The sequence below is a fragment of the Bernardetia sp. ABR2-2B genome (genome assembly GCF_037126435.1).
Taxonomy (GTDB): Bacteria; Bacteroidota; Bacteroidia; order Cytophagales; family Bernardetiaceae; genus Bernardetia.
The window spans coordinates 2181342-2199133 of record NZ_CP147020.1 but is presented as its reverse complement, the minus strand read 5'-3'; the positions used below and the strand labels follow the sequence as shown (position 1 = coordinate 2199133).

The 17792-nt window shown below is 32.6% G+C and carries 11 protein-coding genes; 1 reads left to right on the top strand and 10 read right to left on the bottom strand.

The features are described 5' to 3' along the window. Window positions 1-169: 169 nt before the first annotated feature. The 9 genes from pnp to WAF17_RS09145 form a co-directional block, all read right to left on the bottom strand. Entirely contained in the window at window positions 170-2410 is a 2241-nt protein-coding gene (gene pnp, locus WAF17_RS09185; RefSeq protein ID WP_338769110.1) for a polyribonucleotide nucleotidyltransferase, read from the bottom strand. A gap of 233 nt (window positions 2411-2643) precedes the next feature. Beyond that, entirely contained in the window at window positions 2644-3252 is a 609-nt protein-coding gene (locus WAF17_RS09180) for a cytochrome c oxidase subunit 3 (RefSeq protein ID WP_338769107.1), read from the bottom strand. Window positions 3253-3361: 109 nt separating this feature from the next. Next, window positions 3362-4309 (bottom strand): heme o synthase, encoded by a 948-nt coding sequence (gene cyoE, locus WAF17_RS09175; protein ID WP_338769104.1) that lies wholly within the window; start codon window positions 4307-4309, stop codon window positions 3362-3364. 23 nt (window positions 4310-4332) lie between these two features. After that, entirely contained in the window at window positions 4333-5406 is a 1074-nt protein-coding gene (locus WAF17_RS09170) for a COX15/CtaA family protein (protein WP_338769101.1), read from the bottom strand. Window positions 5407-5576: 170 nt separating this feature from the next. Continuing rightward, window positions 5577-7526 carry a DUF3857 domain-containing protein gene (locus WAF17_RS09165; RefSeq protein ID WP_338769098.1) on the bottom strand — a complete coding sequence of 650 codons (1950 nt, stop codon included), beginning with the start codon at window positions 7524-7526 and terminating at the stop codon, window positions 5577-5579. A 278-nt stretch (window positions 7527-7804) separates the two neighbouring features. Next, window positions 7805-8293 carry a DUF4494 domain-containing protein gene (locus tag WAF17_RS09160; protein WP_338769096.1) on the bottom strand — a complete coding sequence of 163 codons (489 nt, stop codon included), beginning with the start codon at window positions 8291-8293 and terminating at the stop codon, window positions 7805-7807. Between the two features lie 158 nt (window positions 8294-8451). After that, on the bottom strand, window positions 8452-8934 hold the full coding sequence (locus tag WAF17_RS09155; RefSeq protein WP_338769093.1) for a hypothetical protein: 483 nt from the start codon (window positions 8932-8934) through the stop codon (window positions 8452-8454). Window positions 8935-9160: 226 nt separating this feature from the next. Beyond that, window positions 9161-10054 (bottom strand): response regulator, encoded by an 894-nt coding sequence (locus WAF17_RS09150; RefSeq protein WP_338769090.1) that lies wholly within the window; start codon window positions 10052-10054, stop codon window positions 9161-9163. A gap of 15 nt (window positions 10055-10069) precedes the next feature. Beyond that, window positions 10070-13534 carry an ATP-binding protein gene (locus WAF17_RS09145; RefSeq protein WP_338769087.1) on the bottom strand — a complete coding sequence of 1155 codons (3465 nt, stop codon included), beginning with the start codon at window positions 13532-13534 and terminating at the stop codon, window positions 10070-10072. Window positions 13535-13777: 243 nt separating this feature from the next. Between WAF17_RS09145 and WAF17_RS09140 the strand changes: the two genes are divergently transcribed. Further along, window positions 13778-16222, top strand: coding sequence for a TonB-dependent receptor (locus WAF17_RS09140; RefSeq protein WP_338769085.1), 2445 nt, complete (start codon window positions 13778-13780; stop codon window positions 16220-16222). Window positions 16223-16318: 96 nt separating this feature from the next. On the opposite strand, the gene coaBC is transcribed toward WAF17_RS09140, so the two are convergent. Beyond that, window positions 16319-17710: a bifunctional phosphopantothenoylcysteine decarboxylase/phosphopantothenate--cysteine ligase CoaBC gene (gene coaBC / locus WAF17_RS09135; protein WP_338769082.1), complete on the bottom strand. Its 1392-nt coding sequence runs from the start codon at window positions 17708-17710 to the stop codon at window positions 16319-16321. Window positions 17711-17792 lie beyond the last annotated feature (82 nt).

Below are 17792 nucleotides of genomic sequence, written 5' to 3'. Positions count from 1 at the left end.
GATTAAAGGTGGTTTGTGAAATTTAGTTTTGTAAGTTTTTTAGACCTATTTCTATGTTTTTGTAAGTATTGAATTTGGTATGACATAAAAAACTCACACTCTAATTACTAAAAATTAAAATGTGAGTTTGAGTATATTTCTGAATAGAATAAAAATCTACTTTATTAGATTAGTTATTTCTACGTGGTGGACGAGAATCTCTTCCTCCTCCTCTGCTATCTCTACCATTACGGCTTCCTCCTCTATCATTACGAGGTGGACGTTCTTCATAACCTTCTGGTTTAGGCAACAATACTTTTCTTGACAAACGGTATTTACCAGAACGCTTATCTACTTCCATCAATCGTACTTGGATTTCTTCGCCTTCTTCCAAAACGCCTTCCATTGATGGCAAACGTTCCCAAGTAATTTCAGAAATATGAAGTAAGCCTTCTTTTCCTTTCATAAACTCTACAAAAGCACCAAAGTCAGTTATTTTCTTAACTGTTCCTTCGTACGTTTTGCCTTCTTCTGGTGGAGTTACGATTTCTTCAACAATAGATTTTGCTTTATTAAGTACGTCTTTATCAGTTGCAAAAATAGAAACACGTCCTGCATTATCCACTTCTTCAATTGTAATGGTTGCGCCTGTTTCACGCTGAATTTCTTGTACAATTTTTCCTCCAGGCCCTATGACAGCACCAATCAAATCACGAGGAATAATAATTTGGTGAATACGTGGAGCGTGGTCTTTTACTTCTACACGAGCCTCTGTAATCGTTTTGTTCATTTCTCCCAAAATGTGCATACGACCTTCTTTTGCTTGTAATAATGCTTTATGCAAAATTTCATACGAAAGTCCATCAATTTTGATGTCCATTTGATATGCCGTAATTCCGTTCGCTGTTCCTGTAAGTTTAAAGTCCATATCTCCTAGATGGTCTTCATCTCCCAAAATATCTGAAAGGATTGCAAATTTACCTGTCTCACTATCCGAAATCATTCCCATTGCAATACCAGAAACTGGAGCTTTAAGGCTTACACCTGCATCCATAAGTGCCATCGAACCTGCACAAACTGTAGCCATTGAAGAAGAACCATTTGATTCTAAAATATCAGAAACTACACGAACTGTATAAGGATTATCTTCATAAGAAGGCAAAATATTTTTCAAGGCACGCATCGCCAAATTTCCGTGTCCTACTTCACGACGACCAGGTCCACGGTTTGGACGAGCTTCACCAGTAGAGAATGCAGGGAAATTATAATGCAAAATAAAACGGTTATAGCCAGAGTTCATTGCACCATCAATCATTTGTTCGTCTAGTTTTGTTCCTAGTGTAACTGTTGTTAATGATTGCGTTTCGCCACGAGTAAAGACTGCCGAACCGTGAGCAGAAGGTAAATAATTGATTTCTGACCAAATAGGACGAACTTCATTTGTTTTTCTTCCGTCTAAGCGAGTTCCTTCATCTAAAACGAAATTACGAGCAGCTGATTTGTACATTTTTTTGAAATAGGTACTAACCAATTTCATATCTACTTGCTCGTCTTCTGTTGGCTCTTCTGGAAGCGTATCAATATACGATTGTTTGATAGCACTAATAGCCTCTCCTCTTTCAGATTTACTGCGTGAAGTTCCTTCTTTCACAGAATCATAAATGGCTTGATAATAATTGTCGTGCAACATTTTTTCTAATTCTGCATTGCCTTCTGGCTGCAAATGTTCACGTTTTTCTGTACTTCCAACGGCTTCTGCCATTTCTCTTTGCAATGTACATTGTAGCTTAATAGTTTCGTGTGCTACTTGAATTGCTTTTAATAAATCTTCTTCTGTTACTTCTTTAGACTCTCCTTCTACCATCATAATATTGTCAAAAGTTGCAGCGACAATACATTCCAAACTAGCCTCTTCCATTTGAGAAGGTGTTGGATTAACGATATATTCTTCTTCTAACTTTATTACTCTTACTTCTGACATTGGCTCAAGCATCGGCAAATCAGAAACTGCAATCGCAGCCGAAGCAGCAAAACCAGCCAAAGCATCAGGTAAAACTTCGCTATCAGCAGAGATAAGCGAAATCATAATTTGTGTTTCGTTGTGATAATTGTCTGGAAAAAGAGGACGAACAGCTCTGTCAATAATTCTTGAAACAAGAATTTCGTGGTCTGATAATCTTCCTTCACGCTTCAAAAAGCCTCCAGGGATACGACCATTAGAGGCGAATTTTTCTTGATAATCAACTGAAAGAGGGAAAAAATTCATTCCTTCACGTGGTTCTTTTGCACCTACTACGGTAGCTAAAAGCATTGTTTTGCCCATTCTTACTACTACTGCACCACTGGCTTGTTTGGCAAGTACGCCTGTTTCTACACTTATTTCTCGTCCGTCGGGGAGAGAAACCGTTTTTATAATCGGATTTGGTTTCATTTACGTTTTTAATTTTTTGTGTTTATTTGCTACGAAGATACAGTTTTTTTTATGATTTCAATTATTTTCTTAAATCAATTTATCAAAAAGACGACGACCTTTTTTTATATTTTAGTAAGGACACCAACAACAGCAAAGTAACGATAAAACCGTTTTGCCTTTTATTTTTGACACAAAAAAAGCAAGTTCATTTCTAAACTTGCTTTTTACATATATAAATTTTGTAATTGATTTTAATTCAAACCATCCTTAAAGAAATAGAAGAAGAAGAACAAATATATCCAAAGAAGGTCTAAGAAATGCCAAAAGGTCATGCACATAGAAATCGTATTTGTGCTTTTAGAATGAACCTTTGAGTTCATAGCTCTAATAAGAGTAATGGCGACAAATACTAAACCTGCCAAAATATGTGTTCCGTGAAGTCCAGAAATAACATAGATAAATGAACCAGCAGGATTACTTTTCTCTCCTGCAAAGAAAACACCTGAATCAACTAATTGTCCCCAACCTTTTACTTGCATATAAAGAAATACAAATCCTAAAACAAGAGTAACAATAAGACCAATTTTTACTTGTCCGATTTCATTTTTTTTGGCTGCAATATATGCCCAGTGCATCGTAACACTGCTCAGCAAAATCACTCCTGTACTCCAATAAAAAAGGGAAGGCAAATCGAAAACAAGCCATTCTTTCAGAACATCTCCCTGTCTTACAATATAACCCGAAGTAAGGGCTGCAAAAAGCATAATAATACTTACAATAAACAACCAAACATTAAATTTCTTTGGGTGCATCGTTGTTATTTCTTGCTCTTCTATGTATATATTTTTTGTAGTATCCATTTTTGTAAATTTTAAATAATTGGTTTTAAAGTAGTTCGGACTTCCCAGTCTGAACAAGAAATTCTATCATAGTTAATCCAACAGACTAGGAAGTCTGTTATACATTTTATTAAATTTTATCAAATAATAAAGCTAGTTGAACGATTGGCAAATAAAAGAAAGACGAAAACATTAAGAATAAAGCTGACTTATTATCTCCTTTTTTGACCAAAAGCCACGCAGGAATTAAGAATAAAAGCCCACAAACGAAGATAATTATTGCCGAAATACTACCAGACATTCCATAAACGTAAGGCATAAGTCCAATTGGTAATAAGAATAATGTATAAGTCAAGATTTGAATAGAAGTTCTCAATGTTTTGCCACCACTAGGAAGCATTTTAAAACCTGCTTTTACATAGTCGTCATTTCCAAGCCAAGCAATTGCCCAAAAATGAGGGAATTGCCATATAAATTGAATAGCAAAAAGAATAAGTCCAAATTGAGAAATTTCTCCAGTAGAAGCTACCCAACCAATAAGTGGAGGAAAAGCACCTGGGAAAGCACCAATAAATACAGAAAATGAAGAAATACGTTTGGAGGGAGTATAGACAAAAGCATACAAAAAGAGAGAAAGCAAACCTAATGCAGCCGTCAAAGAATTAACAAAAGTAACTAGCAAAGTTCCTCCAATAATTGCTAAAATAACGGCAAAAACAATTCCTTCTGCTTGAGAAATTATGCCTGTTGGCAGAGGACGAGTTTTGGTGCGTTTCATGTCTTTGTCATACTCTTTTTCAATAACTTGATTGAGCGTATTGGCAGAACCTGTGATGATAAAACTACTAAAGCAAAAAATGGCAAATCTTTTCCAGTCTGTAATTTCATCAACGCCCAAAGCGTAGCCAATAGCAGAAGAAAAAACAACCAAAGCCGACAAACGAAACTTTAAGAGCGCAAAAAATGCTTTTAGTTTTGAAGTTTCTGCGTGTATTACGTCTGTGTTGTGTGTTTCAGTTGGTGTTTCGGGAAGTTCTAAGTTTATATCCAAAGTGAGATTATCGGTTTCGGTAAGCATAAATTAGTTATGTTTTTTCAAAATTATTTTTTATCGTCTTTGTCATTTATGACTTTTATGTATGCTCTACTTTTGCTTACATGTTCAAACCACTCCTCTTGTCTTAATCTGAGAGCAGCAACTATTTCTTTATTTCTGATTAATAGATCAAAATTTATAAATAGAATAAGCAAAATATGGACGCCCAAAGCTACTGAAGCCAAAAGCATATGAACAGGTTGTAAAGGCTTAGGAATAGCAAAATATGCCATTATAGTTCCTGTAATTACTTCTATAATAATAATAAATAGGAGGCTTTTTCCTAATTTACTTATAGGCGTATTACTTGCAACATTTTTCCAAATCATATAAACTAAACCTAAGTGAAGAAGAAGAACCAAAATTGAAAATGACCGATGAATGTAAAAAGTCATTCCTAAGTTGTCTATCCATTCACTTCTAAGGTTTTCTCCTAGTGTTTTTGCAATTGTATCAATACTTTCTCTGACTTGTGTTCCTAAAATGAGTTGGACAAAAGCAACTCCTACACTCGCAAAGAGAATCAAATTAATTTTTTTACTATTGAATACAGTTCCAAAATCCAATTCTGAATAGTCTTTATCTTTGTAGGAACGCACGATGGTATAAATCAAAAGTCCAACAATAACAAGAGCCATTATCATGTGAATAGTTATCATTCCTTCATGTAAATCAGACGAAACTACTTTTGCTCCTAACCAACCTTGTATAAGCACTCCAATTAGAGCCAAAATAGAAAGAAGAGTAATAATTTTATCTTTTTTCCAAAATGAAACTGAAAGCACAGCTGTAATTAAAATAAAAAGCCCAATAAGCGCACCCAAAAGGCGATTTATATATTCTATCCACGTATGAACAGCATTAAAATCTGCAATTTCACGTCCCTGAACAGCAAAAATAGTCTTGTAATCTTCTGGAAGTTCACTAATATCTGTTGGTGGAACGTACTGACCAAAGCATTTTGGCCAATCTGGACAGCCCATTCCTGAGCCTGTACTACGCACAATTCCACCCACCAAAATAAGCAGATAAACAGCAATGATTGTAGTAATTCCGAATTTGCGATAAATAGCAGCCATATTTTTTATTTTAAACTAAACCTATTTATTTTAATTTGTTGATAGTTAGTAAAGTAAACGTTCAACAAGAAGGTTTTTGATTTGGCTGCAAAGATACGAAAAAACACGCAAAAAAGGCTTTTTTAAGATAAAAAAGCCTTAGTTAAAAAGTTAAATTCAAATTCAAAAAACTACTTCTTCTTCAAAATAATAACTTCACGATAGGCTTTATTTACTTCTTTTATCATTTTGTTCCAATCTTTAAAACTCTCATCGTTGAGTAATAAGTAATTTTTGTAATAATTGTGAGTAAATTTTATTTTATTACCTTCTTTTTTGTATTCAATGTTATAACCAAATAAGTCATTTTTGAAGTTACTATTCTCTGGCAAATATTCCACTTCATAACCCTCTGGGATTTCTAAAAAAATATCATTGTTAGCTTTAAAAAGATAATCATTTTCAATAGGAGATTTTCTATCGTTTTCTATTTCATCATTACTAAAGGCTTTTTCCATATTCATATTGATATAAATCTCATCGCCTACAAATTTTGCATAATCTTCAATTCTGAAATCATATTCAATCTTTAAAGCTGTATCTTTTTCATTTAGATTATTAATTGTATAATCATCTACAAAAAATTTATTATTTCCTTTGGTAAAATAACGATTCATATATAGTTTTTCATTTTCCTTCGAAAGTCCATCTATATAATGTGTCATGTAGCCTTTTGGATAGCCTTCTGCTGAATACTGACCCTTTCCAACCAAATTTTTATCAGAAATAGAAAGCTCAACAGATTCTTTTGAATAATTTTTTTCTTTATCAATAATTGGAACTAATGCGACTTTATGCTTTTCTCTTCCCATTCCTAAAAGAGCTTCTTTTCCTTGTATCATTGATGAAGGAAAACCAAAAGGAGAATAAGAATCAGTTGCATCAAGAAAAATAAACTCTCCTTCTGTTGGTTGGTAGGTTACAATCATGTGATTATCCACAATCGGAGTAGGAATTTCAGAGTATTTATAAGGCAAACTTCTTGAACCAATCCAAGTGAGATATGTATTTTGAATACCTGCCATATTTAGCATTTTATGAATGATAGACGACATTCCTTTACAATCTCCGTAACGTTTGGCATAAACAAAACTCGCTTCACTAGGAATAAAACCCTGCATTCCATCTTCAAAAGCAATGTATTTGATATTATCTTGTACCCAATAAAAAATCTTTTTCACTTTTTCTTGTTCGTCTTTTATGTCTTTTGTGAGTTCTTGGACAGTTTTAAATAATTCTGCATCATCTTCTAAATTTACTTTACAAGAAAGAGTTGAATACCAATCGTACAAATCAGCTACACTTTTTGCTATTTTCTGCGTTCGGTTTGGATAATTTATTTGAGTAACATAATAGACAATATGAGGGGAAAAATAATTACGACGAGGTGCATTGTCTTCTGCCTTGAAGTCTTCCAAGTCTTTAGCTGTCCATTCATAAGTGATATAATTTCCTTTAGCTGTTCTGTTAAATTCTAGTTTTATGCCTTCTGTATTGAATAATTTGTAAGCGATTTCTATATCTTTATGAACTTTCAGAGTCAGTTTTGCTGATTCGATAGGAACATAACTATCCAAATAAAACGAACTCAAAAAACGAGGGTCTTTTATGCTTTGTGTAATCTCAACTTGTGTACGAGCCTTTGGAGAAACATTGGGCATAATGAAATTGGTAGATTCCAAATCATCATAAAATATTCCAGAAGAAGATTCTTTTTCCTTTTTAAAATACTCTACTTTCATTTTTTTATACTTTCGTCCATTGGGAACAAGTGTAATTGCATCAATTTTTTCAATTTTAGAAAAGTATGATTCATACGCTTTTTGATTAGCAAGACCAACTGAACGGTCTGTCAGAAATAATAAATCTTCATATTCTGTATGCGTGGTAGCGACTGTATCGTCTTCAAAATCAATGACTACTTCATCATTTTTTTCTAATAAAACAGCCATTTTATCAGGAAACTGTTTTTTGTATTGACTATAAAGCTGCTCTGGATTTTGGCTAAAGGCAGTAGAAATAAAAGCTGAAAAGAACAGGAATAGAAAAGATACTTTTAGTACAGGATTATTTTTTGACATTAAATATATCGTTTTTAGAATTGGTTTTTATAAAGGTTAGTACATCTTTGATATTACGTGGTTTTACAATAAAAAGATTTATTTTAAAAACTTTGACAGAACTTTCAGAAGGTTGTCAATAGTTGAAAAGAAAACTATTGTCAGAGTTATTTTGGATTACCAAAAAACTACTTACAAAGTTTTACATATAAAAAAAAGCTGCAAATTTTCGTCTTTGCAGCTTTTTTATCTGAAAATAATGCCGTTGTCGGTGTCCCCACCGATAACTTAATTTAACTCTACTCTTCTACTTCTTCGATTTCAGAAATAGGACGAAGGTTTGGCGTAACTCTTTCATCTGGCGATTTGTAACGGAAAACTTCCACTAAAGGAGTTTTGATAATCTCAATGATTTCGTAAGGAACAAGCATCGATGAAAATTCTTTTGTTAGGCGTGTATGAGCATCTAATAAATCATCAGCAGCAATCAAAACTTGATTTTTTACCTCACGTTCTTTTCCTTTTGCTTCATCAATGGTTACATAACGAATCTTGCATTTATAGTAATTATCAACATTTGGATAAGTAAAAACATCAACAAAGTTCATTCTGTTGGCTGCTGCTACCGAAAATTCTCCTCTCATCGAACGTCCTACTTCTTCGTGCATACGTGCTTCTGCTTCTGTGAGCGTAGTTGCGTCAGTCAGATAATTATCTTTCATGCGTTTTATTGTACCGTCTTCTAATTCTTTTGTATAACTGACTTTGCAGAGAAACCAATAATTCATTTTTGTATGGGATTTTGTACGTAAATTCTAATTTAATTTTTACCAAAAATACATATTTTTATAGAAAAATGCCAATTCGATTAGCAGGTTTTGGAATATGTTATTTTTTGTTTGAGTTGGAGTAAAAGTCAAGTTTTTAAACTTTACGTTGTCTTGTTTTATAATAAATCATCTTTGAATTTACCAAAATAAATACTTTTTTCTATTTTGGGATAATAAAAAGGTAATTCATTGATTAACTCATCAACCAAATCTTTTAAACTCTTGTGAAATGACTTTTGTAAATAAACGTAAGTGTAATTGTGAGTTTTACAGTATATCTTTTTATTATCTAAATAATATTCTATGCTGAAATCTCCTTGTTCATTTCCCCAACATCGTACTTTTTCTGATTTTTTATTTTTTAAATCTTTCCAAGCTGCATAAGATTGATAACAGAAACTCAAAACACTTCCCTTGATAAGCAAAGAGTTTTCTTTATTTTCATTATCCCAAAAAAGAATTTTCGAGTCGCCAAACCCATCTAAAAAAGTAGAAAAACTGAAATGGTTATGAAAATTTTCAAAAGATAAGTCAGTAGGTTCAAGAGGTTTTAATTCGTTTAAAACTGATTTAATATTGATTATGTATTCTATTTTCATAATTGTAATATTTGTTTTTATAGCAAAGTTGAGGCTATATGAGTTGAAAGTTTGATTTAGAAAATAGATACTTGTCAGAACACCTTCAAGGTGTCTGACAATTTACTTTTAAACTGTACTGACACTTGAAAGTGTCTGACAGGTCTAGCACAACTTTCTAAAACCATTTTTTGGTAAGTATATCTATTATAATGAATCCCCATTCCCTAATTTCCAACACCCTTCATCAAAGACTCACAATCCAATCATTCAAAGAAACACCGTCTTCAATAGCGAGTTTTTTCTTTACTCTTGATTTGTAGGCTCTCACACTCTGGTAATTTATATTCAAAATTCTTGCAATTTCTTTGTCGTTCATTCTAATATAAAGATACGTCAGAAAACGAAGTTCATGAGGCTTTAAATCTTCATAGACAGCCAACTTTTGTACAAACTCTGGATGGTTTTGTTGCATTCTTAGTTGGAAGTTCTCCCAGTCATGTTCTGTATCTATATTTTTTTTGAGTGTTTTTTTGATTTGATGTAGCTCACTCACATAGCTTTCAATTTCTATATCAGAATTTTCTTTTTCTGCTTTTCTAATTTTTTTCAAGAGTGTACTAAACTCATTATCAATTTCTACTAACATTTCATTCTGACGTTGAATATGAAGAATTTTTGCACTAAGTTCTTTATTCTTTTGCTCTTCGATTATTTTGAAGGATTCTTGTAGGCGAATGGCTGACCTTACTCTTGCAACCAGTTCCATTTCGTGAATAGGTTTACTGATAAAATCTATTGCTCCTTTTTCTAAAGCTGTTTTGAGGTTTTCGGCTGCAATGTACATTCCTGTTATCATAATAATAGGGATTTTACGCAGTTTTTTATCAGTTTGAAAAGCAGAAATAAGCTCTAAACCATTCATTTTGGGCATCTCCCAATCTGTTATGAGTAGGTCAATTTCTGTTTTTAGAGCAATTTTTAGAGCTACTTCTCCATTGGGTGCAAGAAGAATTTGATATCCAAAAGAAATTTCATCATTTTTTTGACTTTCTTTTGCATCATTTTCTAAGTATTCAGTAACCAGTTTTAGGTTTTCTTGTGTGTCGTCAGCGACAAGTATAGTATAAGTATTTGTCAAAAGTAAGGCTATATTTTAGTCTAGGTTTAATAATTTCTGATACTGCTCTTCATCTACTTGATAGAGAATTTCTAACATCTCGTTTTTCCATTTTGTGATAGTTGTACTCTCATCATTCAATTCATTCAAGATACTCCTGATTTGTGTAGCTTGATAGACTTCCAAGTTATTCAATTCTTTGATGAAAGGAGCTAAATAATGAAGTTCGGTTTTAGAAAAATGATACGAATTAGAGGGTAAAAATGTTTTTATTTCTGAATTATTTGGTAAGTTAGTCAGTTTTTCCATCTCTAAAAGAGGAACAGTAAAGTGAAAATTGGTTTCTTTGTCTGGAATAGAATCTACATAAATCTCACAGTTTTCTCCATGTGCTTCTATGGCAAGTTTACAAAACGAAAGCCCTAAGCCTGTGGAAGCAATAGCACCCATTTTTTGAGCATTTACTTGTTTGTAGGAATCAAAAATAGAATCAATTTGGTATTTTGGTATTCCTCTTCCATTATCTGTAATTATTATTTGTGCTGTATTTAGTTTGCTTTCTTGTATAGATATTTTGATGAGTGAGCGTTTTGAGCTGTATTTAATGGCATTAGTAAGCAAGTTTACAAGTACACGATGTATCAAGTCCCTATCAATTTCTAACCAAAAAGTAGCTGTTTCTTCATAAATAATTTGTATTTTCTTTTCCATCAAAAACACTTCTACTTCTTCTAAGACATTTTCTAAAAGAGATCCAAAATTTACTTTCTCTACATTTAATTGAAACTGTGGCGACTGTATTTTTTGAGAATCCAAAAGTGCCAAAAGCAAATTCATCATGCGCTGACTTGCCTTGCGTATCGAAGCATTGTTTTTAGCTTCATAGATAATTGTTCCCAAAGGGTTTTTCAAGTCGTGAACGAGCATATTTGTCGTTTTTTCTTTGAAATTATCTAATTCTTTAAGCCTTTCATTAGTGATTTGTAGCTCCTCTTTCTGTATCAAAATTTCATTTGTACGCTCTTTTACTTGTTTTTCCAATTTTATAGATTTGAGTTTGGATTCTCTTACTTTGTATCTGTAATAAAAATAAATTCCGATGAGAAGTAAAGCAATTACTAAAAACTGGAACCAAAAAGTCTGATAAAATGGAGGAATAATCTTGATATTTAATGTAATTTCTTCTTTGCTCCAAACACCGTGATTATTTGAACCTTTTATGTGCAATGTATAATTTCCTGCTGAAAGATTAGTAAGTGTGAGTTCATTTTTTGTTCCTAAACTAGTCCATTCATTTTGTAAAGGCTCTAATTTATAAGCGTATTTATTTTTATTACTCTGATAAAAACTAAGTGCTGCAAAATGAAAAGTAAGCATTTTGGATTCTTCTAAAGGCAAAGAAATCTCTTTTATATCTGAAATGTTTTCTTGAAGATTTGCCTTCTTACCTAGCTTTTCGAAACCAGTTAGATGCACAGGAGGAACAAACTCGTTTTTCTTCATATCTTTTGGGGAAAAAGCATTTACACCACCAATTCCACCAAAAAATAGTTCTCCTTCCTCACTCTTGAAATAAGAAAAGGTATTAAATTCATTGTCTTGCAAACCGTCTTGTTTATCAAAGTTAGTAAAAGTTTTGGTTTTTGGATTAAACTTAAAAATTCCGTGATTGGTACTTCCCCATAAGTTTCCTTCTTCATCTTCCAAAATGGCATACACTACATCATTAGGCAGTCCATCTTTTTTTGTATAATGTGCTAGAAAAGTTCTCTTTTCAGAATCAAATTTATAAAAACCCGTTGTAGAGGCTATCCAAAAAATATTTTTTTCTATTTCACTTTCCCAAATATGTTTGACATAACATCTCTGGCTTTCCTTTTTTTCATTAGGATTGTAATAAATAATTTCTGTTGTGTTTGCTGTCTGTAAGTTGAAGTTTTTAGAATCTGCTAAAAAGCCAATTCCATTTCTTTTAGAGCCTACCCAAATTTGATTTTGATTGTCTTTTTGAAGAAAAGAAATCTTTTCTAAATGAGGATAAGAAGTGAACTTTTTGATTGTTGGATTGAAATGATATAAGTGGTCGTTTCCTGCAACCCAAAGTGTAGAATCATTGAGAGGCAAAATATCTTGTAACAGGTTTTTATCCATTCTATAAGTTTCCAAAACCTCAAATTTTTCTTTGTCAATCTTTCGAATACCAGAAGAAGTAGCAAACCATAGAATGTTTTTATGATTTGAGTCTTCTTTTATTAAGTGAGCGTAACCGTCTATGAAAAGTCTTTTTTTGATAGAATCTCCGACGAAAATATCAATATCATTTTTGTAGCTATATGTTCCTATCCAAGTAGTTTTTGTTTTTGGGTTTTGATAGATTGCTCTCGTGCTAGGGTTGCTCAAGCTGTTTTCAAATCCTTTTCTATATTTATATGTTCTGAAATTATTGATGGTATAATCAGCGAAAATAAAAGCCCCAGAACCCTGTGTACAGAGCCAATAGTTTTGAGAAGCATCTCTAAAGATAGTTTCGACAGTGTATTGATCCATCGTTTCAGCAAAATATTTCCAATAATACCAATGACGAAATTCTTTTGTATTCAAGTCAATTAGAGCAAGTCCTCTCGTATCAAAAAACCAAACATCATTTATAGTATTGTCTTTAGGTTTATCTTCAAAAGCCAAAAATGGCGAGTTCATCTTAGCATTTTTAGATTTATCGAAGTAAATAGAATCTGTTTTTATAGATGAATTATATGTATCAATATATCCTATTTCTAAATGATCTTTCTTATAAGAAGTCCATATTTTTCCGTTTTTTTCAATGTATTGTAGGTTATAATTTGTTTCTAGTATTGTTTGCCATTTATCAGTATTTTTTTCTTTCCAGTACAGCGTACTGATAACAGGGTCGTCTAGTATTGTTTTTACTAAAACGTATTTTTGAACGCCATTAATCACTCTTTTACCAATAAAAGTATAATTTTGCCCAACCTCTAAAGTCTCTAAGTTTAAAGAAAAATCAATCCATTTGTCATTTTCTTTCTTAAAAATACCTTCGTTAGTTGCTACCCAAGTTGTTACTTGATTTTCTTGATAAATATAATTGATGTTTTTCTTATCAAAAAAAGAAATATTTTCAATCGTATCTCTATCTGTGTGTAGTTTGCTAAGTCCTGTGGATGTTCCTACCCAAACGGCATCATTTGTTCTATCTTCTGCTAAAAAAGTAATGCGATTGCTACCTAAGTGATATTTTTTCTCTGAATTAGACTTATAAACTTTGAAAGAATAGCCATCATATTTGTTGAGTCCTTCTTGTGTACCAATCCAAATAAAGCCTTTTTGGTCTTGGATTATTGCTGTTACAAAATTATTAGAGAGACCGTCTTCTGTGGTAAGGTGTTGGTAGGCAAGGTCATAGTCTTGCGCCTGTATTTTTTGACAACTCCAAAGAATACAGAATATTAAAACCAAAAAAGTAAAAAGACGAGATACTATCATAATTAAAAGAAACCTTGACAATCAACGGATTATCAATTTTTTCGAACTACAAACTTACAAAATAGAATGCAGTATTTCTACCTAAGAGTAATTAACAACTTTTTTACTAATAAAACCTAACAAACTACTTCCATTTCCCAAAAAATAATAAACAAATGCAACTTTCGTAATATCTGACTGTCCTTTAAAACTACTATCTCAAATGTTTCAATCTAACTACTGTTTAATTATTCAACCAAAACTATGGGAAATTTAATTACTTCTTCTTTCAAATTATCATTAGGAACTCTTCTTTTTTTACTCTCTTTTACTGTTTTTGCCCAAAATGATAGACACTCTATTACAGGAATTGCCGAATCTGACAATAATGAAGCTGTTTCTTTTGCTGCTGTCGGACTAATGAACGTTTCGGATTCTTCACTTGCTAAGGCTTCAGTTGCTGATGCTGATGGAAATTTTAGACTGGTAGATGTCAGAAATGGAGAGTATTTTATTATCGTAACGAGTGTAGGCTATCAAAAATATACTTCTTCTATTATTTCAGTTACTGAAAATTCTGCTAAAGAAATTAATCTAAATAAATTTGTTATTCAAAGTAATAACGTGCTAGATGCTGTTGAAATTACTGCTCAAAAACCAATGGTAGAAGTGTTGGCTGATAAAACTGTTTTTAATGTAGAGGGAACAATCGCAGCAACTGGAAACTCTGGTTTAGAGGTTTTGAGAAAAGCACCAGGGGTAATTTTGGATAATAATAATTCCATCATTGTAGAAGGAAAAAGTGGTGTACAGGTTTTTATTGATGGTAAGCGTTCGGTATTACAAGGAGAAGATTTGACAAACTATTTGAATACGTTACAGGCTTCCGATATTGAAAGTATAGAAATTATTACCCAACCTTCTTCAAAATACGATGCAGCAGGAAGCGCAGGTATTTTGAATATCAAACTCAAAAAGAATAAGAATTTTGGAACAAATGGAACAGTAGGTTTGGGTTATTCTGTTTGGGATAATCAGCGTTATAACGGCTCACTTTCTTTGAACAATCGCACCAAAAAGACAAATACATTTTTGACATACAGTAATCGCTTCGGAGAAACAGGTCGTTTCATTAATCTTTACAGAACACAGAATGATTTGATTTTTGATAATCGCTCTACCACACTAATGGATCAGACAAGTCATAATGTGAAATTGGGTACAGATATTTTTGCTAGTAAAAAGAGTACGTTTGGAGTTTTGCTCAATGGAAATTTTAGTGATATGGATATTAATACAACTTCAAGAACTCCAATCAGTAGTCAAGCTACAAATGAAGTTTTACAAGTTTTGAAAGCTGAAAGTATGAATCAAAGAGATTTTTATAATGTACTTGGAAACTTAAATTATCGCTACGAAGATACTACTGGACATACTTTTAATGTAGATTTGGATTATGGACAATATAAAAACGACGGACAAACGTATCAACCCAATTTATACTTTGGAGCAAATGGAGAGAACTTAATTTTTAGTGTGATTTATGAAATGGTTTTGCCTGTCAAGATTGATATTGCAACCTTTAAGATGGATTATGAACAGAATTTTTTGAAAGGAAAGCTAGGCGTAGGAATAAAATCCTCAATGGTAAATACAGATAATACGTTTGATTTTTATGATGTAGAAGAAGGAAATAGAAATTTCAATGAAGACAAGAGTAATAATTTTGTCTATGAAGAAATTGTAAATGCAGCCTATTTTAATTATAACAGAAGGTGGAAAAAAATGAACCTTCAATTTGGCTTACGTGCAGAACAAACCCTTTCTGATGGAAAACTTACCAGTACGCAAGAAGAAAATAATGAGAGAGTAAAACGAAATTATCTCAATCTTTTCCCAAGTGGTGGACTTACTTACAAAGCCAATAAAGACAACTCTTTTGGTCTGACATATAGCCGAAGAATAGAGCGTCCAAATTATCAAAACCTAAATCCGTTTGAGCAGCAAATTGATGAACTGACGTTGAGAAAAGGAAATGCTTTTTTACAGCCTCAATACACAGATAATATTAAGTTTTCGCACACTTACAAATACACCCTCAATACTTCGATAAGTTATAGTTATGTCAATGATTTTTTTGCACAAGTAACGACAGCACAAGATGAGCGCAGAAGTGTAATTCAAGAACAAAATATTGCTACACAAGAAACGTGGAGCTTTAATGTTAGTTATCCATTTGAGGTTAGTAAGTGGTGGAATGCTTTTATTAATTTGAATGCTTTTCATAGTTCTTACGAAGGAAACACAGAAGAATTTGTTTCTATTTCACAGAGTACGCTCAATGTCTATGGGCAAAATACATTTAGCTTACCAAAAGGCTATAAATTTGAGGTTTCTGGTTGGTATAATTCACCTTCTGTTTGGGGAGGAACATATCAAACTAAAAGTCTTGGAGCAATGGATGTGGCTATTCAGAAGTCATTTTTGGAAGACAAACTTTCTTTCAGAATGTCTATGAGTGACATATTTTTTAGTTCGCCTTGGCGTGGAGATACGCAGTTTGGAGATGTCTTGATTCAAGGAAATGGAGGCTGGGAAAGCCGTCAGATAAGAGTAAACCTAAGCTATAAGTTTGGAAATAAGCAAGTAAAATCTGCTCGTAGAAGAAAAACAGGGGCAGAAGATGAGAGTAATCGTGTGGGAGGATAATCAACTGTAAGATACTGATGTAGAGATAAGATAATATTTTTATCTCTACATTTTTATTAATGCAAAATCTAAAAATAAAAGCAAAGCTTTTGAGAATTAAAAATTTTCTTTCTTGTTAATTTCAAATTTCTTGGGAGTAATAGGCTTTTTGATTTCTTCTTTTACCTCTTCCTCTATTTCATCTAAAACAGGATTTTTTCTCAAATCTAGCTTTTCAATAATTGTTTTCAGAATATCTTGAGCTACTTCAGTTTTTGATTTTAATTCAAAATCTATTTTACCTTTCACATCAATGATACTAATTTTGTTAGTATCGTGTCCAAAACCTGCCCCTTTTTCTTGTAAAGAATTAAGAACAATCATATCTAGATTTTTCTTTTTGAGTTTTGATTGAGCATTTTCTAGTTCATTATTCGTTTCAAGTGCAAACCCTACCAAAAACTGACTGCTTTGTTTTTTTGCACCAACTGTTGCTGCAATATCTGGATTTTTGGTAAGCTCAATTGTCATATTTTCTACTCCTTCTTTTTTCTTTATTTTCTGCGTGGCTACTTCTAAAGGGCGATAATCAGCCACAGCAGCAGCAAAAATAAAAATATCTGTTTCTTGGAAAGTCTCCTCTACACCCAAAAGCATTTCATCTGCCGAGCCTACTTTTACTACATTTACATTTTCTGGAACGTGTAGATTCGAACTAGAAATAAGCGTAACCTCTGCCCCTAATTTTTGTGCTTCTGTTGCAATAGCATACCCCATTTTTCCAGAAGAATGATTAGTCAGATAACGAACAGGATCGATAGCTTCACGAGTTGCTCCTGCTGTAAGTGTTAGTTTTTTTCCTTTTAATGGCAAATAAGGAGGTTCTATTTCTTTCGTAACAGCTTTCTCTTGTTTATAATTCTCAAAAAAATCATTCAAAAAAGTAACAATATTTTCAGGTTCTTCTAGTCTTCCTTGCCCTATAAGTCCACTGGCAAGTTCTCCATGAGTTGCCTCAATCAAAATATTTCCATAGCTTTTTAGATACTCCAAATTTCGCAAAGTTGAAGGATGCTGATACATATCCAAATCCATTGCAGGAGCAACAAAAACAGGACAACGAGCCGATAAATAGGTTGCAGAAAGCAAATTATCACAAAGTCCACTCGCTAGTTTTGCAATCGTATTTTCAGAAGCAGGAGCAACAACAAAAGCATCTGCCCAAAGTCCCAAATCAACATGATTATTCCAAACTCCTTCTTTATTTTTGATAAAATCAATCAAAACAGGCTTTTTTGAAAGCGTAGCAAGAGTAAGAGGTGTAATAAAATCACTTGCTGATTTTGTCATAATGACTTGTACTTCGCAGCCTTGCTTGACTAAAAGGCGCACCAAAAGAGCCGATTTATAAGCCGAAATACTTCCACAGACACCCAAAAGTATTTTTTTGTTTTGTAAATGATTGATTGAATTATCGCTAGTAGTTGAAGAAGTTGGAATAGTTGTCATAGAAAAGTGTGTTTGGATTATGTAGTATTTCAACGACACTTGGAAAGTGTCTGCTACTTATGATACAAAAATAAACGAAAAA

Bases quoted from the DNA above. Each gene is read 5' to 3' on its own strand.
- WAF17_RS09170 (WP_338769101.1), bottom strand. From the start codon at position 5,406: ATGGCTGCTATTTATCGCAAATTCGGAATTACTACAATCATTGCTGTT.
- WAF17_RS09160 (WP_338769096.1), bottom strand. From the start codon at position 8,293: ATGAATTATTGGTTTCTCTGCAAAGTCAGTTATACAAAAGAATTAGAA.
- WAF17_RS09140 (WP_338769085.1), top strand. From the start codon at position 13,778: ATGGGAAATTTAATTACTTCTTCTTTCAAATTATCATTAGGAACTCTT.
- coaBC (WP_338769082.1), bottom strand. From the start codon at position 17,710: ATGACAACTATTCCAACTTCTTCAACTACTAGCGATAATTCAATCAAT.
- WAF17_RS09180 (WP_338769107.1), bottom strand. From the start codon at position 3,252: ATGGATACTACAAAAAATATATACATAGAAGAGCAAGAAATAACAACG.
- WAF17_RS09165 (WP_338769098.1), bottom strand. From the start codon at position 7,526: ATGTCAAAAAATAATCCTGTACTAAAAGTATCTTTTCTATTCCTGTTC.
- WAF17_RS09145 (WP_338769087.1), bottom strand. From the start codon at position 13,534: ATGATAGTATCTCGTCTTTTTACTTTTTTGGTTTTAATATTCTGTATT.
- cyoE (WP_338769104.1), bottom strand. From the start codon at position 4,309: ATGCTTACCGAAACCGATAATCTCACTTTGGATATAAACTTAGAACTT.
- WAF17_RS09155 (WP_338769093.1), bottom strand. From the start codon at position 8,934: ATGAAAATAGAATACATAATCAATATTAAATCAGTTTTAAACGAATTA.
- pnp (WP_338769110.1), bottom strand. From the start codon at position 2,410: ATGAAACCAAATCCGATTATAAAAACGGTTTCTCTCCCCGACGGACGA.